Consider the following 20,790-nt stretch of genomic DNA (forward strand, 5'->3'; position numbering starts at 1 on the left):
TAGTTCAAAAAAAATCCCCAAGCGTGGCTTAGGGATTTGTGTATAAGAGACAGGCACAGTGGCAGCCTTTCAATCAAACAAACGGATACGATTAAACCGAGAATGGGTACTTAATCGCTTCGTGGCACTCGTAACCTTCAACCCAGAAGTCATCCATTGTTACCCAAGTTTCTAAATCCTCTAGAGACTTAATCTCTGGGTTGATGTGGAATGTAGGGCCAGCTAGAGGCTCACGCTTTAGCTGAATATCACGCATTGGCGCCAGTTGATCTTCATAGATATGAGCGTTAACTAGCTTGTGGTAAGCCACACCCGCTTTTTTACCCGTGATTTGCGCCATGATAGCTAGGAACACGTATACTTGAACCATATTGAAGTTCAGGCCTAGTGGTACATCACAAGAGCGCTGAGTACTGTTTAGGTACAGCGTGTCACCAAGTAGTGAGAAGTGATGGCTGTACATACACGGACGCAAACATCCCATGTGGAACTCACCTGGGTTGTAGAAGTTTAAGATCTCACCACGGTCATCGATACCGTTCGTCAGGTCATCAACAATCTTCTTCAGTTGGTCGATATGACCACCATCAGGCTTTGCCCATGCTCGGCCTTGAACACCATAAACACGGCCCATGTCATCTTCACCCTTGCGGTAAGGGTTATTCAGCCATGCTTCATTCAGGTTCGAATTCGCATCCCAAGTTTTCGTTCCTAGCTTACGAAAATCTTCAGCGTTGTCGTAACCGCGAATGTAGCCAAGCAGTTCAGCAACTGCCGCTTTCCAAAAGCTCTTACGTGTAGTGACAAGCGGGAACTGGTTGTTACCAACATCATATTCAAGGTCAGCATTGATCACAGTTAGGCAGCGCTTGCCCGTGCGTTCATTTTCAATCCAAGTACCGTTATCAACGATACGCTGACAGAGATCTAAATACTGTTTCACACCAATTCCTTACTTCGTTTGTTGTGGTAATTCGTCTTTGTAGTGACCGCGCTTGTATGCCCATACCATCATCAGCGCACCGATGATTACCATTGGCAGTGATAGGATTTGTCCCATAGAGATAAACCCGCCGAACAAGCCTAAATGAGCATCTGGTTCACGTACGTATTCTACTAAGAAGCGGAATGTACCATATCCTGCAAGGAATAACCCTGATACAGAACCAAGAGGACGAGGCTTTTTAATAAACCAGTTCAAGATAAAGAACAGCACAATCCCTTCAAGCGCCATTTCATAAAGCTGAGATGGATGACGAGGAAGTGGACCACCATTCGGGAATACGATTGCCCATGGCACATCCGTAACACGGCCCCATAGCTCACTGTTCATGAAGTTACCTAGACGGCCCATGCCTAACCCAAATGGGACGAGTGGTGCAATCATGTCTGCAACGCCGAAGAAGGTGCGACCATTCTTTTTCGCATACCAGAACATTGCGGTGATAACACCCAGCAAGCCACCGTGGAAAGACATACCGCCAGTCCATACTTTAAATAGATAAAGTGGATCCGCTAAGAAAAGGTCAAAATTGTAGAACAACACGTAGCCAATACGACCACCAAGTACCACACCTAGAAAGCCAGCGAACAATAAGTCTGATACTTGCTCTCGAGTCCAACCGCTACCCGGCTGATCAGCTCGGCGATTTGCTAACCAAAGAGCAAACATAAAACCGACAAGGTACATTAGGCCGTACCAACGAACTGAGATTGGTCCTAGTTCAATAAGAACAGGATCGATATTTGGGAATTCAATAAAACCCTGAGACATACTTGGCTCTCTATCTAAATTGAATAACGGTTAGCTCAATCGCTAACGAAAGACACTACAGCAGCATGGTCGCTGCTATAAACATTAAAAATACCGCAAAGAACTTCTTAAGTACTGGTGTTGGTAATTGCGTAGCCAGTTTCGCCCCCACTCGTGTGGTTAGCACTGATGTGCACGATATCGCAACCAAGGCAGGCAGGTAGACATAACCGAGGCTAAACGCAGGCAACCCCTCGACAGACGAGCCATGCCAAATAAAGCCTAGCATTCCAGAGATAGCGATAACGAAACCACACACCGAAGACGAGCCCACTGCCTTGCGCATTTCCACACCATGATGGTTAAGGAAAGGTACAGACAACGACCCACCACCAATACCCGCTAAGCTTGAAACCAAACCAATGCCACCACCACATAACATGGTTGTCGCAGAGCCCGGCATCGCTTTTTGGCTCTTAGAGCGAATCGACAACAGCATCTGCAGTGCTAGCACTAACACAATCACACCAAAAACTTTAGGCAGGTATTGAGAAGGAATAACGTCAGCTACAAAAGAACCGAGAAAACCGCCAACCACAACCCCTGGCATTAACCATTTAACGACAAATATCTCGACGTTACCCAACTTTAAGTGGTTAATCGCAGACGATCCTGACGTAACAATAATGGTAGATAGCGAGGTCGCTAATGCCATTTGCATTGCAAACTCTTGAGGGATACTCGCTTTCGGGAGCAAGAACAGTAAGGCCGGAACCACCATCAACCCACCGCCAATACCCAGCAAGCCAGCTAAAACACCAACAACAGCACCAAGGCCTGCTAGCAAGCCTATAAGTTCATATGACACGTTAATTCCTATTTTTTACCTGCTCGAATGAAGCCTGTAAATTCACGCTCTTCGAAATAGTTCAGCATCATACTATAGATGTCACTGCCATACGGCTTTGAAAGTGCCTTATTTGCCAAATCCTGTAATTCGCTCAAGTTAGATTGGCGAATCAAATATTTGGTTCTAGCCACATTCGAGGTGTTCATACTTAACGTCTGATACCCCAACCCAAGCAGTAACAATGCGCCCATTGGATCACCGGCTAGCTCTCCACAAATACACACAGGTAATTGATATTGCTTACAAGTATCATGAATCTGTTTCAATGCCATGATCACTGCCGGGTGCATAGATTCATAGACATCAGAGACGCGGGAATTGTTCCGGTCAACGGCCAATAAATATTGGGTTAAGTCATTGGTGCCGACAGAGACAAAATCGACCTTGTCAGCAATCAGCGGTAGAAGATAGAGCATCGAAGGCACTTCAATCATGATACCGATACGCGGCATTCGTACTCGGTTATCAAGTTCATGCACTTCATCATAGGCTTGCTCAATCAACTGCAGGGCGTCATCCAACTCCTGAGCGCCCGAAATCATCGGTAGCAGAATGCTCAAGTTATGGCTTTCACAACTCGCACGCAACATGGCACGCAGTTGGATAATGAAGATATCAGGATGATCCAGCGTAAAACGGATACCACGCCAGCCAAGGAAGGGGTTGTCCTCTTCGATTGGGAAGTAAGGTAATGCCTTGTCACCACCAATATCGAGTGTACGCATCACCACCTGCTTATTTGGGTAGCTTGAAAGCACAGAACGATACTGCTTGAACTGTTCATCCTCTGATGGGAAACGTTGTTGCAATAAGAACGAGATTTCCGTTCGGTACAAACCAACGCCATCAACACCTTGGTTGATAGCAATATTGGTATCAGCGCTCAAACCTGCATTAAGTAGGATTTCGACCTGTTGGTCATCTTGGGTTTTCGCAGGTAGATACAGCTCGCGATTGACCATTGAGGAGAGCTCACTCTCTTCAAGAATCAGCCCGCGATACTCTTTGAGCAGGTTCTTGGTCGGCTCGATAAAGATCTCGCCACTATAACCATCGACGATGGCTTGCTTACCATTCGCTTGCTCGAGGTTAATGCTAACCCCCATCACCGAAGGAATACCAAGCGCGCGAGATAAAATAGCAGCGTGCGAGTTCGCCGCCCCTTCCAAAGAGAGCACTGCCAACAGCTTCTCTTTTGGAATCGACGCTAATACTGAAGCGGTTAACTCACGAACCACCAGAATAATCGGCTTATCTAAGGTACGTAGCTCATACTCAGAGTTATGAAGGAAGTACAACAGCCTTTGACCGAGTTCTCGAATATCCTGCGCCCTTTCACGCAAATACACATCCGACATACGAGCAAAGCGGTTGGAATAGCTCTCAACCACCTGTCTTAGTGCCCAGTCCGCTTTATCGCCTTTCTGAATCTGGCTTTTTAGATCCTTACGCAACATAGGATCGTTGAGTAAGTGCGTAAACAGGTCAAAGATCGCCAATGCGTCTTTATTGATTTCACTGTCTAAGCGCTTTCGCATGCGCTTGAAGTCATTGAGGGCATTCTCAACCGCCACTGCCAATAACTCTTGCTCGCGCTCGATATTGAGCGTCGAAGCAGGATACACATCCGTTAATTCAGGTTGGGTGTTGTCCCACCACAGATCACCAATCGCTACCCCAGATGAAGCAGCAATACCTTTGATGCCTGGCAGCTTTTGTTGTTCCAACAGCCAATGACCTTGAGTTTGAGCGTGCGCCACAATAACTGCAAGTTGAGCTGAGAGCGTAACGAGGAATGACTCTTCCATCTCACTGAATAAACGAGGTGTTTTTTGTTGAATAACCAATACGCCAAGCACTTGCTTGCGATGGATAATCGGAGTACCAAGAAAAGAGTGGTAAATGTTTTCTCCAAGTTCTGGAAAAAACTTATAAGCAGGGTGAGCAGACGCTTGTGCAAGGTTAATAGGTTCAGCACTTCGTTTCACGAGGCCAACTAAGCCTTCGTCGAAACCAATGTGAATACTATTACCTTCAAAGATCAGGCCTTGAGTTGCCATCAACTCAAGGCGCTGCATATCATTATTGGCTAAATACACGGTGCAACATTCCGTCTGCATCGCACTGCATGTCTCTTTAACTAGAATATCAAGTGCCGTCGATACATCTTCAACTCTTGATACGTGTTCAACTATTTCCCTTAGTTGACTGAGCATGCTTAACCTCTACGCAATTTGCGTTTTCCTTTTGTTTTTCGCTCTTTAAACGGCATTGCTAAAGATGCGAACTCTTTCATCGCTCGACGGTAAACATCTCGCTTAAAAGAAACTACTTGTCGAACTGGGTACCAGTAACTCACCCAACGCCAACCATCAAACTCAGGTGTACTCCCACGCTGCATATTGATACGCGATTCATCGCAATCTAAGCGTAAAAGGAACCACTTCTGTTTTTGTCCAATACAGACAGGTTTAGAATCCCACCGAACCAGTCGTTTGGGTAGCTTGTAGCGTAACCAATGACGACTTGTCGCGACGATCTTTACATCCTTTTTAGTAAGGCCAACCTCTTCATACAACTCACGGTACATTGCCTGTTCCGGAGTTTCACCTTCATCTATTCCCCCTTGAGGGAATTGCCATGAATGTTGCCCGTATCGTTTAGCCCAGAAGACCTGACCATGGTTGTTACAGATTACAATACCAACATTTAATCGGTAACCATCGCCATCTATCACTGGCCAACCTCTATCTAAATTTTTAATTACACTGATTTTTCCACATATCCCCAATTGGAGCAAACTTAGTGACGTGATAAGCGCTATATTTATGAATATTATCTGCAAATATGGATAAGTTTTGCTCAAATCCGAGTTACCCACACAATAGTGAGACCTAGACCACATTTATTCACCTTTTCTGTGAATAACTATGTGAAGAATTAGCCGCAATCGTTTTTTTTAATCCATAGATTCATCAACACTAAAACCAGCCCACTAGAAAAACAAAAACTTAAACATTAAAAATCAACACCTTAAAATAAAAATAAAAAATCAAAGCACAGTCAAAACTCAAAAGATCTTTTAAAAACACAAGCTGTTCAAAGATCAACCACCCCGGTGTTTATCCACACTACCAAGTGAAAGATTCATTTTACACCCCATTTGGCAAGCATTTTATCCACCAAAAACCCCTGTTTATTTATCCACTAAATTAATATTTCAATTAATTACCTTTATGTCCTGTGGATAACCCTAAGTTTGATCCCTTCTTCGACTAGGAGATCATTTCTTAACCAGTCGTCATTTGGTGATAACTTCTGATAAAATCATTTTTTTGATCATGCCTTTTATTATGAAACCAGAACCACAAACACAACAAGAGTTGTTAGACAGAGCTTACGCGATTGCCGGGATGACCTTCAAAGAGCTCGCTGATGAAGCAGAGATGGACATGCCAAACGATCTTAAGCGAGACAAAGGCTGGGTTGGGCAACTGTTAGAATGGCACTTAGGCGCACCTGCCGGCAGTAAACCAGAACAGGATTTCGCGAAGCTAGGCATCGAGCTAAAGAGTATTCCGATTGGCTATTCTGGTAAGCCACTTGAAACCACCTTTGTTTGTGTGGCGCCATTAATGGGAGTGCAAGGACTGACATGGGAAACCAGCCATGTTCGCAATAAACTGTCTAAAGTGTTGTGGATCCCTGTAGAAGGGGAAAGAGAAATCCCGCTGGCAGAACGTCACGTTGGATCACCACTACTATGGACACCAAGTGAAGCTGAGAACGAACTCCTAAAGAGAGACTGGGAAGAGTTGATGGAGTTGATCGTTTTAGGGAACGTTGAACAGATCACGGCAAGGCATGGAGAAGCCCTACACTTACGTCCAAAGGCCGCAAACAGTCGCGTGTTAACCGAAGCTTATGGAGCCAGTGGAAAGCCCATCAAGACCAAGCCTCGTGGGTTTTATTTGCGAACTCAATTTACTCACAACTTGCTGACGACGCATTACGCATAGCCCAATAAACATTAGTACGAAACAATATCAGTGAGTTACGTTCTTTGATCAATGAGGTTTCAACGCTAATTCGATATCACAGTAGCTTTGACTTGGCTCACTGCCAAATTCGTCATAAGCATTGTGCAAGCGAAGATAGGCCTTTTCAAACCCTAGCCGGAGTAACTCCTCTTTCACTTGATCCAAAGATCCAAAGTGAAGTGGCTCACCATCTTGTTTTACCGGCTCAAGCTTGTGTTTGTACTCCACAGCCAGCAGATATTCCGAGATATCGGAACAGCCAATAACGTACACTTTGGGGATTTGATACGAGTCTTTGTGCTCTCCATGTAGCCACATGTCTAACTGATGCTTTTGCATAACCGGCCTCCCTTGCTCTCTATAGCTTAGTAGAACTCTATTTCTTTACTAGGGCACGTTGATTTTTCTCGATTAAAAAAACAAAAAAGAGAAGCCAATGCTTCTCTTTTTTGTCCAGTTCTAGTTCAAAAGCGCTCACTTTTGACACCTAACTATCACCGTCAATGATTTAAGGGGTTGAAAGGTGCGATCAACCCCGAAAGATTACGTCGGTATTCGCGCGCTAAGAACACGACGAAGATGACGAACGCGACGTTCAATGGTGACAACTTCAGGCTCAGAGAAACCAATTGGACGACCATCGGCTTCAAGGCCAATATCTCTTAGCAAATGAGTGTTGTGCCAAGGTAGGTCTAGTGAACTACGACGTACTTTTCGCTGCCATTCCCGCTCTTCACGACGAAGATCGGCACGGATAAGGACTGTTGCTAATTTTAAATATACTGAGTGACGCATAATAACTCTCCAGTTGTTGAGTCAACTGAGGAAAAATAGCGTGTTAGATAGTATGAGGGCTTCTCACTTAGCTGCTATTTTTCCGCAGCCAAATAAGGATACGGATCTATTAGTTAGGTTTATCTTGGGTGTTTCGATCGGCCATGGCTGAGATTTGTGACATAACAGTCACCATGTCAGTACACGGATCAAACGACGCGCAAATGTGCTGTATAAAATCGAAATGTTTCATTTGCGCCTCCAAGCTAACTAAAAAATCCAAAAAGAAATGGGGAAGTAAAAGCAGACAAGTCTTTATTAAATCGTTGCTTTCACGGTTAAAGTCTAACCAAGTGAGTATATTATTCAACCGCTAATTGGTTAACATTTTTAAAACAATGCAATCGCCTGAAATATCAGTTGCATATTCATTTACATATAACATATTCACTATGGTTATATAAAATCACAGCATATCTCTCTTAACGACTTAGAGTTCATCTCTCAGTTGTTCGAACATAAACGTAACGACTAGCAACAAAAAAAACCACGCATGATGCGTGGCTCTTAAATTTACACGAACAGATTGAATGACTTAGAAGAAAGTTCTACACCACTCCCTCAGAAATAAGGCTGTGTTTATTCAACAAACGGTACATGGTTGCCCGTGATACACCAAGTTCTTTAGCTGCCAGCGAAACCTGACCACCGTATGATTCCAAAACAATTAACAACGCATCGCGCTCTGAACGTTCACGAATACTCTTCAAGCTACGTCGTTCATCATTCTGTTTTGGTAAATCTAGTTGGTGATCTTCGATGATCACTGCATCCGACATCAACACAACACGCTTTATCTGATTCATCAATTCGCGAACATTGCCTGGCCAGTGGTAGCGATTCATCGAACGAATGGCATCGTCTGAAAAACTCTTAGCCTGAGCATTAAACTCTTTCGAATACTCTCGTAGGAAGTGATCAGCTAGTACGGAGATATCGCTTACACGCTCTTTCAGGCTCGGCACATGAATGCGCAGCACATTGATATAGTGATAAAGCTCTTCATTGAAGTCCCCTTCTATCAGTGCTTTCTCGATATCAGAGGAGTTCGCAGCCAGAATTCTCACATCAACAGACTTAGGTCCTTCTGCGGTCTCAATCTTGCCTTCTTGTAGAAAACGCAGCAGATTCAACTGTTGATTACGTGGCATCGCCAAAACATCATTGAGCAAGATGGTGCCACCATCGGCCTCTTCCAGCATACAAGGAGAAGACGTTGGTTGTGCTGATATTCCAAATACCTCAGCTTCTATTCTCATTTCAGACAAGGCACGGCAGTTCACCGTTAGAAATGGCTTTTGAGATCGTGAGGAGTTTTGATGAATAGAGCGTGCAATCGTCTCTTTGCCTGAGCCGCTCTCTCCATAAATCAGGATGCTGACATCGGTTGGACCAATACGCTTGACTTGATCTCTCAAGCGCTTCACAGCAACTGAGTCACCCAGTAAGCCCATATTGTTATTGATACCGTAATTTGGCCATACTTTCTGTTCTAACTTGAGCATTCCCAGCTGATGTCCAATCGTACTCAATAGCTGAGCATCAGGGATAGGTGCCGTGAAAAAGTCGATACAGAAGTTAACGATAAATTGGCAGATCGTATCAGAGCTTAATTGCGATTCACGGATAAAAGCGAGCCATCGTACTTGCTTATTGTTACTCACAAGGTTAGCAATACCATTAAGACTGAATTCATCATGGCTGAGATCGACAATACCAATACATGGGCCAATATCAGCAATCAAGGCATCCGCTTTTCGCAAGTCAGCACACTGGGTACACTGCCAACCCACTTGTTCTAATACAGATAACCAGGGTTCGTACGCACCACCAACGACGATAAGAGAACCTGGTAAGGAATCCATCTTAAATTGAGTTCCCATCCTTCTTCCTTATTCTATTTTTATTTAAATCAGACTAATACGACTCATCGCTTTTCGTTCGGCTAGATGCCACGAGATCGTATTCAGCGCAGAGACGTATAGTAGTGAGACTATCTTAGATTTTATGTCTCAATAGTAAGACTATGTCAGAAATAGTGATTTTTCGAATCAAGAGTGCGGTACAGACTAGGTTTTGAGCTCTAAAAATAGAAAAAGCCACCCGAAGGTGGCTTTTAAATTTTATTGGGTGTTACGACCCGTAAGCAAGAGTTACGCTTGTGGGCGCATTGCCGGGAACAAGATCACGTCACGGATTGTGTGCGTGTTTGTAAATAGCATTGCTAGACGGTCGATACCGATACCTTGACCCGCTGTTGGTGGTAAGCCGTGCTCTAGTGCTGTGATGTAGTCTGCATCGTAGTACATTGCTTCATCATCACCCGCGTCTTTCGCGTTAACTTGCGCTTTGAAACGCTCGTCTTGGTCTTGTGCATCGTTAAGCTCAGAGAAGCCGTTCGCTACTTCACGACCACCGATGAAGAACTCAAAACGGTCTGTGAAGAACGGGTTGTCATCGCTACGACGAGCTAGAGGAGAGATATCCGCTGGGTAGCCTGTGATGAACGTTGGTTGAATTAGCTGAGGCTCAGCCGTTTCACCAAAGATCTCTTCAAGAAGCTGACCACATGTCCAGAACGTTTCTACTTCAACGTGTACAGATTTCGCGATTGCTACCATCTTCTCACGGTCTTGTAGGTCTGCTTCTGTTAGTGCTTGAATCTCAGCATGCTCAGGGTTGTAGTGCTTGATCGCATCGAACATGCTCATACGCGCGTACTTGCCACCGAACTCAACTGTTTCGTCACCGTAAGGCATAGAAGTAGAACCAAGGACGTCCATAGCCGCTGTGCTTAGCATCTCTTCAGTTAGATCCATAAGGTCTTTGTAATCAGAGTACGCTTGGTAGAATTCCATCATTGTGAATTCTGGGTTATGACGTGGAGACAGACCTTCGTTACGGAAGTTACGGTTGATCTCGAATACACGATCAAAACCACCAACCACTAGACGCTTAAGGTAAAGCTCAGGTGCAACACGTAGGTACATGTCGATGTCTAATGCGTTGTGGTGAGTGATGAATGGACGTGCAGTCGCACCACCAGGGATCACGTGCATCATTGGCGTTTCAACTTCTAGGTAGCCTTTTGAGCTCATGAAGTTACGGATTGAAGAAACAAGCTTAGAACGCACGATGAATGCGTTGCGAGAATCTTCGTTCACGATTAGGTCAACGTAACGCTGACGGTAACGCATCTCTTGGTCAGTTAGACCGTGGAACTTCTCTGGTAGAGGACGAAGAGCTTTAGTCAGCAGTTCAAACTCTTCCATGTTCACGTAAAGATCGCCTTTACCTGACTTATGAAGTGCACCTTTAACACCGATGATGTCACCGATATCTAGGCCTTGGTACTTCTCTTTCAGTACTTTTTGTACGTCTTTCGCTGCGTATGCTTGGATACGACCAGAAGTTTCTTGAATCGCAAGGAATGGACCACGCTTCGCCATTACACGACCAGCGATCGCAACGATGTGGTTAAGCTCTTCTAGCTCTTCCTTAGTCTTCTCACCGAATTCCGCTTGAAGATCGCCAGCTAGGTGCTCACGGCGGAAATCATTTGGGTGACCATTTGCTTTGCAGCTTTGGCGGATGTGATCCAGCTTGCTACGGCGCTCAGCAATTAGTTTGTTTTCTTCTTGTACGTTTTCGTTTTGAACAGCATCAGTCATTGAGATGTACCCTGCTTTTATAATTTGAACAGCTATATTTTCGCAAATATAGTCGGTAAAAAGCTTACAGACCTGATTTCAGGCTAGCTTCAATAAATTTGTCTAAGTCACCATCAAGAACCGCTTGAGTATTACGGTTTTCAATGCCGGTGCGTAAATCTTTGATACGTGAATCATCCAGAACGTAAGAGCGGATTTGGCTGCCCCAACCGATGTCTGATTTAGTATCTTCATTCGCTTGTTTTTCAGCATTTTGTTTTTGAATCTCAAGTTCAAAAAGCTTAGCACGTAGCTGCTTCATCGCTTGATCTTTGTTCTTATGCTGCGAACGGTCATTCTGACATTGAACCACTGTGTTAGTTGGAACGTGAGTAATACGTACCGCCGATTCCGTGGTGTTTACGTGCTGACCACCAGCGCCCGAAGCACGGTATACGTCAATACGTAAGTCAGAAGGGTTAATGTCGATCGTAATGTTGTCATCAATCTCTGGGTAGATAAACGCAGATGCAAATGAAGTATGACGACGGCCACTTGAATCAAATGGTGATTTACGAACTAGACGGTGAACACCTGTCTCTGTACGCAACCAACCGTACGCATACTCACCAGAGATACGTACTGTTGCACCTTTCAAACCAGCAACTTCACCTTCAGATACCTCGATAACTTCCGTTTTGAAGCCCTTCGCTTCAGCCCAACGCAAGTACATGCGCAGCATCATTGAAGTCCAGTCTTGTGCTTCAGTACCACCTGAACCCGACTGTAGATCGATATAACAATCTGAAGCGTCATGCTCACCAGAGAACATACGACGGAACTCAAGTTTACCTAACTTAGCTTCAAGCTCCGCTAGTTCTGGTTCAATTTCGTCGAACGTTTCTTGATCTTCTTCTTCAACCGCTAGCTCTAGTAGGCCATCAACATCCTCAACACCTTGGTCAAGTTGGTCAATCGTTTCTACTACCGCTTCCAGTGCAGAACGCTCTTTACCTAGCGCTTGAGCACGCTCAGGTTCGTTCCATACATCCGGTTGTTCTAACTCTGCGTTTACTTCTTCTAGACGCTCTTTCTTAGCGTCATAGTCAAAGGTACCCCCTCAGGATATTTGTGCGCTCAGACACATCCTGCAGACGGTTTTTTATAGGATTGATTTCAAACATTTTAGCTCATCATTTATGAGTAGAATTTAACCGAAGAATTGTACTCAAAAGTGTGACGGAGATACAGAAATTTTTAGAGGGCAAACCAATATTCAGTCACTTACAACAATATAAAGTTTTAAGCTCAGAAATTGGTGCCATTGCGGGCGATTTAGGAAAAAAAACAAGCCCGAATTTCACATCCGAGCTTGTTGTTTTGATAAGGCGAATGAAGCCGTAATCTTATTGAAGTTAGGCTATTTTGCTTCGATGTGCTCAACCATTAACTGCAATGACTGGTTACCACGAAACTCGTTAATATCCAGCTTATAGGCAAGATGCACAGTTTTCACTGAGGCATCTGGCCAGCGACGCAAATCAACATTGAAAGCGATGCCGTCGATCATCACATTGGTTGGATGGCCTTTGTAAAGCGGCTCTAACATTAGCTTTAGGTGTTTTTCACCCACCAGCTTTTGATGCAGTACTTTAAACTCACCATCGAAGATAGGCTCTGGGAATGCTTGCCCCCAAGGACCACCCGCGCGCAGCGTTTCAGCGGTGTGCATAGAGAACTCTTCAGGCAGCAACTCTCCGTCAGACAAGATAATGCCCTTAAGTGCCGTTTCTCCGAGTTCTTGTTTCACTACATCGTTGAACAATTTGCTAAAGCGTTCAAAGTCCTTTTCCATGATCGTTAAGCCAGCCGCCATTGCGTGGCCACCAAACTTAAGAATCAGACCTGGGTTTAGAGTGTCGATACGGTCTAGCGCATCGCGCATATGCAAACCCGGAATCGAGCGGCACGAGCCTTTAATGCTCCCCTCTCCACCATCGGCGAACGCAATCACAGGGCGATGGTATTTGTCTTTGATACGCGAAGCCAAAATACCAATCACACCTTGGTGCCAATCACGTTGGAATAGTGCCAAGCCGGAAGGCAAGTCGTCTTTACCAAACTCAAGTCGTTCACAGAAAGCCATCGCTTCTTGTTTCATGCCCTCTTCGATCTCTTTGCGAGTCTGGTTCAAACCATCAAGTTCACTCGCCATGCGACGTGCAGCGTGGATGTTGTTACTCATCAGTAGCTCAACACCAAATGACATGTCGTCAAGTCGGCCGGCAGCATTGATACGAGGACCCAGTGCAAAACCAAAATCCGAAGCGACCAAACGTTTCGCATCTCGTTTTGCAATCTCAATCAAGGCTTGAATACCCGGACGAGCTTTACCCGCTCGAATACGTTGCAAGCCTTGGTGCACCAAGATTCGGTTGTTTTCATCAAGTGGCACCACGTCCGCAACGGTGCCTAGAGCAACAAGGTCAATCAGCTCCATTAGCTTAGGTTCTGTCATGCCACGTTCAGCAAACCAATTCAGTTTACGCATGTGAACACACAGTGCCATCATCAGATAGAAAGCCACGCCAACACCAGCGAGGGCTTTAGACGGAAATGCACAGCTCTCTAGGTTCGGGTTTACCATCGCATCAACCATAGGCAATTCACTGCCCGGCAAGTGATGGTCAGTGACCAGAACTTCTAAACCTTTCTCTTTGGCAAAACGCACCCCTTCAATCGAAGAGACACCATTATCAACCGTCATGATCACTTCCGCACCAATCTCGATTGCTTGTTCCACCACTTCAGGGCTAAGACCGTAACCATCTTCAAAACGGTTAGGAACTAGGTAATCAACATTTGAACTGCCTAGCATACGCAGCGCAAGTACCGACAGCGCAGAGCTGGTTGCTCCATCGGCATCAAAGTCGCCAACCACAATAATGCGTTTTTGATGCTGAATCGCCTTAAACAACAATTCAACGGCAGCATCGATTCCGCCCAGTTTTTGATAGGAGTGTAGACCTTTCGCTGCAGTCTCAAGTTGGTCTGCACTGTTGACTCCGCGGCTCACGTAGATGCGTTTTAACAGATCTGGTAAATGAGCAGGTAAAACGGAAATGTCGACCTCAGGACGGCGTTGAATCTCTATCATATAAAAATGGGCCTGATATCAATCAGGCCACTCCTTAAATCAAAAACATGGGAATAAATAAGTAATACAGTCGCCATATTAACTGATGGCGACTGTGACAGCTCTGCTAGAGACTAAGACTACTGCTCTAAACGCTGAAGCAGTTGTGCAGGTGGTAAGTAACCACTCACCAACTCACCGCTTGCCAATACGATAGCAGGTGTACCATTAATACCAAGCTCACGACCTAGTTGGTACTGCTTAGCGATGATCTGTTTCTTCTCTTCAAGGTCTTTACTTGAAACTGGCATCTTACGCTCTACCTTAGCATTGTGCATTGCGGCTTTTGGATCGTCAGAAGCCCAGATCGCCGCCATTTGGTCTGCTACTTGGCCTGTACCACCTTGACGTGGGTATGCCATGTAACGCACCGTGATACCTAGGTCATTGTAGCCCTGCATTTGGCTGTGAAGACGAACGCAGTAGCCACAAGTGATGTCAGTAAACACAGTCACAACATACTTTTCGTTGTCTGCTTTGTATTCGATAACTGTATCAGACAGTGCCGCTACTTTCTCAGCATTGATAGGCGCTTGACGCTCTGCTAATACATCGCTGAATTTGCCGTTCTCATCCAGAGAGTAAAGTGTACCGGCTAGAAAATGATCGCCCGCTGGAGATGAGAAGATAATGCCACTGTTGGTTTGAATCTCTAGCAGGCCATCAATATCTGAAGGAACAATCTTGTTCACCTTGATACCGATTTTTTCAAAACGCTTGGTGAGCGCCGCAGTATCAATATCTTGAGCTGAAGCAACCTCTGCGGCTGTTGTGGTTTGTTCTACTTTCGCTTCTGATGCATTACATGCAGTGATCATCAGCGGCAGCGCTAATAGAGGAAGACGGCGTAATACGCTCATTAAGTTCACCTTAAAAATAAATGGATTTAAGCACGAGGGTGATGCTGAGTATGAATTTGCTTCAGCCTTTCAGTCGCCACGTGAGTATAAATTTGGGTTGTCGATAAGTCACTATGCCCAAGTAACATCTGTACGACCCTAAGATCGGCACCATAGTTCAGTAAATGAGTGGCAAAAGCGTGTCTCAAAACGTGCGGGGATAGCAATTCTGTGTCAATACCTGCGATAACCGCGTAATGTTTAATACGATACCAGAATGTCTGACGGGTCATTTGTTTAGCACGTTTGCTTGGAAAAACCACATCTGAGCTGTTTTCACCAAGCAGTTGCGGGCGCCCTTGTTCAATAAAACTCTCAATCCAGTCCACAGCGTTTTCGCCCATTGGCACCAAGCGCTCTTTACCGCCCTTACCAATAACACGTACCACGCCCTGTCTCAGGCTGATGTTCTCCATCGTTAGGCTAACCAGCTCCGTCACACGCAAACCGGTTGCATATAATAACTCAAGCATCGCCTTATCGCGAAGTTCAATCGGGTCATTCGGATCAGGAGCATCGAGCAAAGCATCCACTTGCTCTTCACTTAGGTCTTTTGGCAGACGTTGTGGCAGCTTAGGGCTGATCAACAACGCACTCGGATCATCGGCTCTGACTTTCTCACGATGCAGGTATTGGAACAAACGACGAATCGCCGACAACATACGTGCACGGGAAGTCTGCTTAAAGTCCGCATCAACCAACCAACTTTGGTAGTCCTGTAGCCCAGAGAGACTAATAAAGTCGAGGCGATAATTATTCTGTTCCATCCACGTTAATAGCTTGGATAAATCAGTACGATACGAGACAAGAGTATTCTCTGACAACCCTCGCTCCATCCACATAGCATCTAGAAACTGCTCAACTAGACCGTGGTCTGCGCTCTGCCCTTGAGGCGACTGCATAGTGTTACTCACAATATTGGAAACTGTTTTGAGAGTATGCCAGAGCAAATATGAATGCCATAAAAATTACACCTTGAGTGGATAATCGCTGCAATCGAAGTCGATTTATGGTTAGAATTCGCAATCTGAAATTAAAATCGAACGTTTGCTATGAAAATTGGATTATTTTACGGCTCAACCACCTGCTACACAGAAATGGCAGCAGAAAAAATTCGCGGCATTATTGGTGAAGACCTAGTTGATATCCATAACGTGAAAGAGACTCCGCTTTCATTAATGGCAGACTACGACCTATTACTTCTGGGTATTTCTACGTGGGACTTTGGCGAAATCCAAGAAGATTGGAATGAGCTTTGGGACGATATCGCGACGACACCAGTAAAAGGTAAGGTTGTGGCACTGTTTGGCTTAGGTGACCAAGAGGGTTACGGAGAGTGGTTCTTGGATGCGATGGGTCTATTGCATGACGAGCTCAAAACGGCCGGAGCTCAATTTGTTGGCTTCTGGCCAAACGACGACAGCTACGAGTTCGAAGCGTCTAAAGCACTCACAGAAGATCAATCACAATTCGTCGGCTTGGCGTTGGATGAAGACTCACAATACGAACTCAGCGACGACCGTATCGCAAGCTGGGTAGAACAAATTCTGGTTGAGTACAGCGAGAAGCTATAAGCCATGTAAGCTCTCGAACAGCTGTTCATATCAAAGCACACAGCATACAAAAAGGCCTCATTACTGCGAAGTAATGAGGCCTTTTCTGTGTCTAGTGACTATCTAATCTCAATAAGTGATTAAACCGTCTCTTCTGCCATCTCTTGCTCTGCTGACTTACCAACAAAGAACATACAGATGATTGCTGCCGCCGTTGGAAGTAACCAACCCATGCCGATCTCAAACAGAGGAAGCATCTTCAATGCAGATACATCAACACCCGCTACTTTCGCACCATCGATAAGAGCGAACAGTAGTGACACTAATACCACAACGCGGTACGCCGCTTTTGGATTAGGGAAACGGCTACGCAAGAACGTCAGTGCTACCAATGCGATCGCTACTGGGTAAAGCGCAAACAGTACAGGAACAGACAGAGAAATAAGCTGAGAAAGACCAACGTTCGCTACCGTAGCACAAGCAACACCGTTGATGATTACCCAAGTCTTGTAAGACAGCGGCGTTAATGAGCTGAAGTAGTCAGAACACGCAGACACAAGGCCAATCGCTGTTGTTAGACACGCTAGTAGTACGATGACAGAAAGCACTAGCTGACCTGAAGGACCAAACAGTGATTGAACATATAGGCTTAAGATCGCACCGCCGTTGTCAGCACCCGCAGCTACTGTTGCGCTTGTTGCGCCTAGGTAGAACAGAGAAATGTAAACGAATGCTAGACCCGCCGCAGCAATACAACCTGCGCTGATCAGGTACTTAGTCGTCGCTGCGCGGTCAGTGATGCCTTTGCTGCGGATAGAGTCCACAATCAGCATACCAAACATCAGTGAAGCAAAAGTATCCATGGTGTTGTAACCTTCAAGGAAACCTTTTGTTAATGGCTGAGTGATGTATTCACCGTGAGCACCAAGAATATCACCCTGAGGGTTAACAAATACAGCAACCGCCAGTACAACTAAACCGATGAAAAGTGCTGGTGTTAGAACCTTGCCGATAACGTCAATTAGCTTACCTTGAGACCATGAGAAGAACATGGCAACCACAAAAAATGCGATAGAAAAGAATGTTAGGTGAGCTTGAGAGGCATCGATGAAGAACGGTTTCACCGCCATCTCATAAGCAACAAGGCCGGTACGTGGTGCAGCAAATGCAGGACCGATGATAATGAAGATCAACACAGCCATGATAGTCGCTGCTTTCTTAGGAAGATCTTTAGTTAGATGATCCCAAGAGCCACCCGCAAGTGCAACGGCTACGATAGTGATTAACGGCAGACCAACGGCAGTCAGCAGGAAACCAGACATCGCTGGAAAAAAGTGATCACCAGCCAGTTGGCCAGCTAGAGGTGGGAAGATGATGTTACCCGCACCTAAGAAAAACGCAAAAAGCATAAAGCCCAATGCCATTATATCTGTTAGTTTTAGACTCTGTTTCACAGATAATCCTTAATTATATTTATGAATTTATGTTGTGCTTACGTGAATGTTACAGCGAAAAGCTGCCATTCAATCTATAAAATAGTCGCGCATAATGACGAAACAACTGGCTAGCTGCAAGTCACCACACAAAAACACCATATAAATTTGCATATACAAACAAAAAGCAGTGGATTCCACTGGATATGAAAAAATAGCCACAATTATAAACTAACCATAATTCACAACAATAGTTTCTCAAGCAGAACATTGATCCACACAAGTGGTTAACATTAGAGCTAATCACTTAAAATATCTCGATACTCAGAACATTCATGAAAGACAAAATCGTGCAGACTAAAAGCTTCAATTTTAAGCAATTCTCAATTTACGGTGGGCAAAGCGGTATGCCAGTCAGTACCGATGGTGTACTACTTGGCGCATGGGTAAGCATTGCACCTAAGTCCTTAGCACTCGATATTGGAACAGGCACCGGGCTTTTGGCCTTGATGGCCGCGCAGCGCTTTGCTGACATATCGATCTCCGCGATCGATATTGATCCACACGCGATTGAAGCTGCGACCATTAATATTGAGCAGTCGCCATGGCAAGATCGCATCACTCTGCATGATAGCAGCGTGCTCACCGCCGACTTTCCAAAAAAGTTTGACGCGATAATCTGCAACCCACCCTACTTCAACTCAGGAGAGCAGTCACTGCAGAGCCAAAGAGCAACTGCTAGACACACTGACAGCTTGGATCATCTGCAACTTGCCAAGCGATGTTTCGAGATCACAACCGAAACTGCAACCGCCAGTTTTATACTGCCAACGCCTGAGGGAGAAGGTTTTATCAAGCTTGCCAAACAGTGCGGTTGGCACCTAGCTAAGCGTCTCGATGTAAAAACCACAGACAAGAAGCCTGCGAGTCGAATTCTTTTTGAGTTATCGAAAGATCCTGCGCGTGAGGCCGATTTGCAGCGTGAATCGCTTACCATTCATCATCAAAATGGTTATAGCGAGGCATTTATAGCGCTCACCAAAGATTTTTATCTCAAGATGTAGCAAATACCATGTGATCCTAATCACTAATGCTTCTATAATGTCCGACTACTCTTTTTTATCGTCTGCTTTTTGAGGCAGAAACATTTATTGCTTGTGGAGAAACAACAGTGATCAGAACCTTTGCAGAACTCGATCTAAACCAAGAGCTGCTTAAAGCAATTGACGAAATGGGCTACGAACGCCCAACACAGATACAAGCTGAAGCAATCCCACAAGCGTTAGATGGAAGAGACGTTTTGGCTTCTGCGCCAACAGGTACTGGTAAAACAGCCTCATTCGTACTGCCAGCACTGCAGTACCTTCAGGATTTCCCACGTAAGAAAGCGGGCCCTGCTCGTATGCTTATCCTGACGCCGACCCGTGAACTAGCAATGCAGATCACTGACCAAGCTCGTGAACTTGCGAAATACACTGCGCTAAACATCTTCACCATCACAGGTGGTGTGATGTACCAAGAGCACGCAGACATTCTTGGCACCACCCAAGACATCGTTGTTGCGACTCCAGGCCGCCTAATGGAATACATCGAAGCTGAGCGCTTTGATTGTCGTGCGATCGAATGGCTGATCTTAGACGAAGCAGACCGCATGTTAGACATGGGCTTTGGTCCTGTTGTTGATCGCCTATCTGCAGAGTGTCGCTGGCGTAAGCAAACTTTACTTTTCTCAGCAACGCTAGAAGGTAAAGGTGTTGAAGGTTTCACTGAAGACCTACTGAACAACCCAGCAGAGATCGACGCAAAGTCATCACTACGTGAGCGTAAAAAGATCACTCAGTGGTACCACCGTGCAGACACAGCAGAGCACAAACTTGAGCTGCTAAAACACATCATTACTAAAGAAGCTGAGCGTAGCATCGTCTTCTTGAAAACTCGTGAGCGTTTAGGTGACCTGCGTGCACTGCTAGAGAGCGCTCAGATTCCATGTGCTTGGATTCAAGGCGAAATGCCTCAAGATCGTCGTAACAATGCGATTGCTCGTTTCCGTGATGGCACTGTAAACGTACTGCTAGCAACTGACGTAGCGGCTCGTGGTATAGACCTTCCAGATGTAAGCCACGTAATTAACTACGACATGCCACGCACAGCTGATGTTTACCTACACCGAATTGGCCGTACGGCTCGTGCTGGTAAAAAAGGTAATGCGGTTTCTCTAATCGAAGCGCACGATCAATTGATGATTGAACGCGTTGCTCGTTACACCAAAGAAGCAATCAAAGAGCGCTTCGTTGAAGGCATGCGTCCAACGCACAAGAAAGCCACGGTAACTAAGAAAAAGAAACCAAAGAAAGAAGATAAAAAAGCAGTAGAGAAGCAGAAGCTCGCGAAGAAGAAAAAAATCGCGAAGAAAAAGAAAGCGGCTAAGAAAAAGTAATCTGCTAACTTTTGAATGATTCAACAAAAAGCCCCACGCAGCGAACTGCATGGGGCTTTTCTATATCTAGTTGGTATCTCGCCTT

General features: G+C 45.2%; 18 protein-coding genes. 4 read left to right on the plus strand and 14 right to left on the minus strand.

Annotated elements, in window-relative coordinates; genetic code table 11:
- Nucleotides 1-91 precede the first annotated feature (91 nt).
- Genes JC606_RS12060 through rppH form a run of 5 tightly spaced genes read right to left on the minus strand, consistent with a single transcriptional unit; the run spans nt 92 to nt 5,400 of the window.
- Nucleotides 92-943 carry a thymidylate synthase gene (locus tag JC606_RS12060; protein WP_102425317.1) on the minus strand — a complete coding sequence of 284 codons (852 nt, stop codon included), beginning with the start codon at nt 941-943 and terminating at the stop codon, nt 92-94.
- Nucleotides 944-952: 9 nt separating this feature from the next.
- A complete protein-coding gene (lgt, locus tag JC606_RS12065) occupies nt 953-1,774 on the minus strand; it encodes a prolipoprotein diacylglyceryl transferase (RefSeq protein WP_008221585.1) in 822 nt (273 codons plus the stop codon).
- Between the two features lie 55 nt (nt 1,775-1,829).
- Entirely contained in the window at nt 1,830-2,621 is a 792-nt protein-coding gene (locus JC606_RS12070) for a sulfite exporter TauE/SafE family protein (protein WP_137408224.1), read from the minus strand.
- 8 nt (nt 2,622-2,629) lie between these two features.
- Nucleotides 2,630-4,879, minus strand: a complete 2,250-nt coding sequence (ptsP, locus tag JC606_RS12075) for a phosphoenolpyruvate--protein phosphotransferase (RefSeq protein ID WP_137408225.1) — start codon at nt 4,877-4,879, stop codon at nt 2,630-2,632.
- Nucleotides 4,880-4,881: 2 nt separating this feature from the next.
- Nucleotides 4,882-5,400, minus strand: coding sequence for an RNA pyrophosphohydrolase (rppH, locus tag JC606_RS12080; RefSeq protein WP_004739545.1), 519 nt, complete (start codon nt 5,398-5,400; stop codon nt 4,882-4,884).
- A 616-nt stretch (nt 5,401-6,016) separates the two neighbouring features.
- Here rppH and mutH point away from each other — a divergent pair.
- Nucleotides 6,017-6,682: a DNA mismatch repair endonuclease MutH gene (mutH, locus tag JC606_RS12085; RefSeq protein WP_105059059.1), complete on the plus strand. Its 666-nt coding sequence runs from the start codon at nt 6,017-6,019 to the stop codon at nt 6,680-6,682.
- Between the two features lie 48 nt (nt 6,683-6,730).
- Here the strand turns inward: mutH and JC606_RS12090 are convergent, their stop codons facing one another.
- From JC606_RS12090 to xerD, 8 genes are all read right to left on the minus strand, one after another.
- Nucleotides 6,731-7,042, minus strand: a complete 312-nt coding sequence (locus tag JC606_RS12090) for a DUF6482 family protein (protein ID WP_061033347.1) — start codon at nt 7,040-7,042, stop codon at nt 6,731-6,733.
- 204 nt (nt 7,043-7,246) lie between these two features.
- The gene (locus JC606_RS12095) at nt 7,247-7,498 is read right to left on the minus strand and encodes a hypothetical protein (protein ID WP_008224444.1); all 252 of its coding nucleotides are present in this window, start codon (nt 7,496-7,498) and stop codon (nt 7,247-7,249) included.
- A 587-nt stretch (nt 7,499-8,085) separates the two neighbouring features.
- Nucleotides 8,086-9,420: a cyclic-di-GMP-binding transcriptional regulator VpsR gene (vpsR, locus tag JC606_RS12100; RefSeq protein ID WP_116870031.1), complete on the minus strand. Its 1,335-nt coding sequence runs from the start codon at nt 9,418-9,420 to the stop codon at nt 8,086-8,088.
- 270 nt (nt 9,421-9,690) lie between these two features.
- On the minus strand, nt 9,691-11,208 hold the full coding sequence (gene lysS, locus JC606_RS12105) for a lysine--tRNA ligase (RefSeq protein WP_061033349.1): 1,518 nt from the start codon (nt 11,206-11,208) through the stop codon (nt 9,691-9,693).
- Nucleotides 11,209-11,272: 64 nt separating this feature from the next.
- A protein-coding gene (gene prfB, locus JC606_RS12110; protein WP_100205982.1) for a peptide chain release factor 2 occupies nt 11,273-12,371 on the minus strand; the annotation gives its coding sequence in 2 pieces (ribosomal slippage) (nt 11,273-12,295 and nt 12,297-12,371; 1,098 coding nt in all).
- Between the two features lie 236 nt (nt 12,372-12,607).
- Entirely contained in the window at nt 12,608-14,344 is a 1,737-nt protein-coding gene (recJ, locus tag JC606_RS12115; protein ID WP_198778660.1) for a single-stranded-DNA-specific exonuclease RecJ, read from the minus strand.
- Nucleotides 14,345-14,463: 119 nt separating this feature from the next.
- Nucleotides 14,464-15,243 (minus strand): thioredoxin fold domain-containing protein, encoded by a 780-nt coding sequence (locus JC606_RS12120; RefSeq protein WP_128161960.1) that lies wholly within the window; start codon nt 15,241-15,243, stop codon nt 14,464-14,466.
- 26 nt (nt 15,244-15,269) lie between these two features.
- A complete protein-coding gene (gene xerD, locus JC606_RS12125) occupies nt 15,270-16,184 on the minus strand; it encodes a site-specific tyrosine recombinase XerD (protein WP_008224436.1) in 915 nt (304 codons plus the stop codon).
- Nucleotides 16,185-16,334: 150 nt separating this feature from the next.
- Between xerD and fldB the strand changes: the two genes are divergently transcribed.
- Nucleotides 16,335-16,856 (plus strand): flavodoxin FldB, encoded by a 522-nt coding sequence (fldB, locus tag JC606_RS12130; RefSeq protein ID WP_198778661.1) that lies wholly within the window; start codon nt 16,335-16,337, stop codon nt 16,854-16,856.
- 119 nt (nt 16,857-16,975) lie between these two features.
- Here fldB and brnQ read toward each other — a convergent pair whose 3' ends face one another.
- A complete protein-coding gene (gene brnQ, locus JC606_RS12135; protein WP_102424027.1) occupies nt 16,976-18,289 on the minus strand; it encodes a branched-chain amino acid transport system II carrier protein in 1,314 nt (437 codons plus the stop codon).
- Nucleotides 18,290-18,603: 314 nt separating this feature from the next.
- Between brnQ and JC606_RS12140 the strand changes: the two genes are divergently transcribed.
- Complete coding sequence (locus JC606_RS12140) at nt 18,604-19,332, plus strand: tRNA1(Val) (adenine(37)-N6)-methyltransferase (protein ID WP_102423001.1); 729 nt, start codon at nt 18,604-18,606, stop codon at nt 19,330-19,332.
- A gap of 107 nt (nt 19,333-19,439) precedes the next feature.
- On the plus strand, nt 19,440-20,705 hold the full coding sequence (gene srmB, locus JC606_RS12145; protein ID WP_137408230.1) for an ATP-dependent RNA helicase SrmB: 1,266 nt from the start codon (nt 19,440-19,442) through the stop codon (nt 20,703-20,705).
- Nucleotides 20,706-20,790: the final 85 nt, after the last annotated feature.

The organism is Vibrio sp. IB15, assembly GCF_016406055.1.
GTDB lineage: Bacteria > Pseudomonadota > Gammaproteobacteria > Enterobacterales > Vibrionaceae > Vibrio > Vibrio chagasii.

What these genes read in the sequence shown, in the direction of transcription:
- lgt (WP_008221585.1), bottom strand. Translation starts at nt 1,774, where the DNA reads ATGTCTCAGGGTTTTATTGAATTCCCAAATATCGATCCTGTTCTTATT.
- ptsP (WP_137408225.1), bottom strand. Translation starts at nt 4,879, where the DNA reads ATGCTCAGTCAACTAAGGGAAATAGTTGAACACGTATCAAGAGTTGAA.
- mutH (WP_105059059.1), top strand. Translation starts at nt 6,017, where the DNA reads ATGAAACCAGAACCACAAACACAACAAGAGTTGTTAGACAGAGCTTAC.
- JC606_RS12090 (WP_061033347.1), bottom strand. Translation starts at nt 7,042, where the DNA reads ATGCAAAAGCATCAGTTAGACATGTGGCTACATGGAGAGCACAAAGAC.
- JC606_RS12095 (WP_008224444.1), bottom strand. Translation starts at nt 7,498, where the DNA reads ATGCGTCACTCAGTATATTTAAAATTAGCAACAGTCCTTATCCGTGCC.
- vpsR (WP_116870031.1), bottom strand. Translation starts at nt 9,420, where the DNA reads ATGGGAACTCAATTTAAGATGGATTCCTTACCAGGTTCTCTTATCGTC.
- lysS (WP_061033349.1), bottom strand. Translation starts at nt 11,208, where the DNA reads ATGACTGATGCTGTTCAAAACGAAAACGTACAAGAAGAAAACAAACTA.
- recJ (WP_198778660.1), bottom strand. Translation starts at nt 14,344, where the DNA reads ATGATAGAGATTCAACGCCGTCCTGAGGTCGACATTTCCGTTTTACCT.
- JC606_RS12120 (WP_128161960.1), bottom strand. Translation starts at nt 15,243, where the DNA reads ATGAGCGTATTACGCCGTCTTCCTCTATTAGCGCTGCCGCTGATGATC.
- xerD (WP_008224436.1), bottom strand. Translation starts at nt 16,184, where the DNA reads ATGCAGTCGCCTCAAGGGCAGAGCGCAGACCACGGTCTAGTTGAGCAG.
- fldB (WP_198778661.1), top strand. Translation starts at nt 16,335, where the DNA reads ATGAAAATTGGATTATTTTACGGCTCAACCACCTGCTACACAGAAATG.
- JC606_RS12140 (WP_102423001.1), top strand. Translation starts at nt 18,604, where the DNA reads ATGAAAGACAAAATCGTGCAGACTAAAAGCTTCAATTTTAAGCAATTC.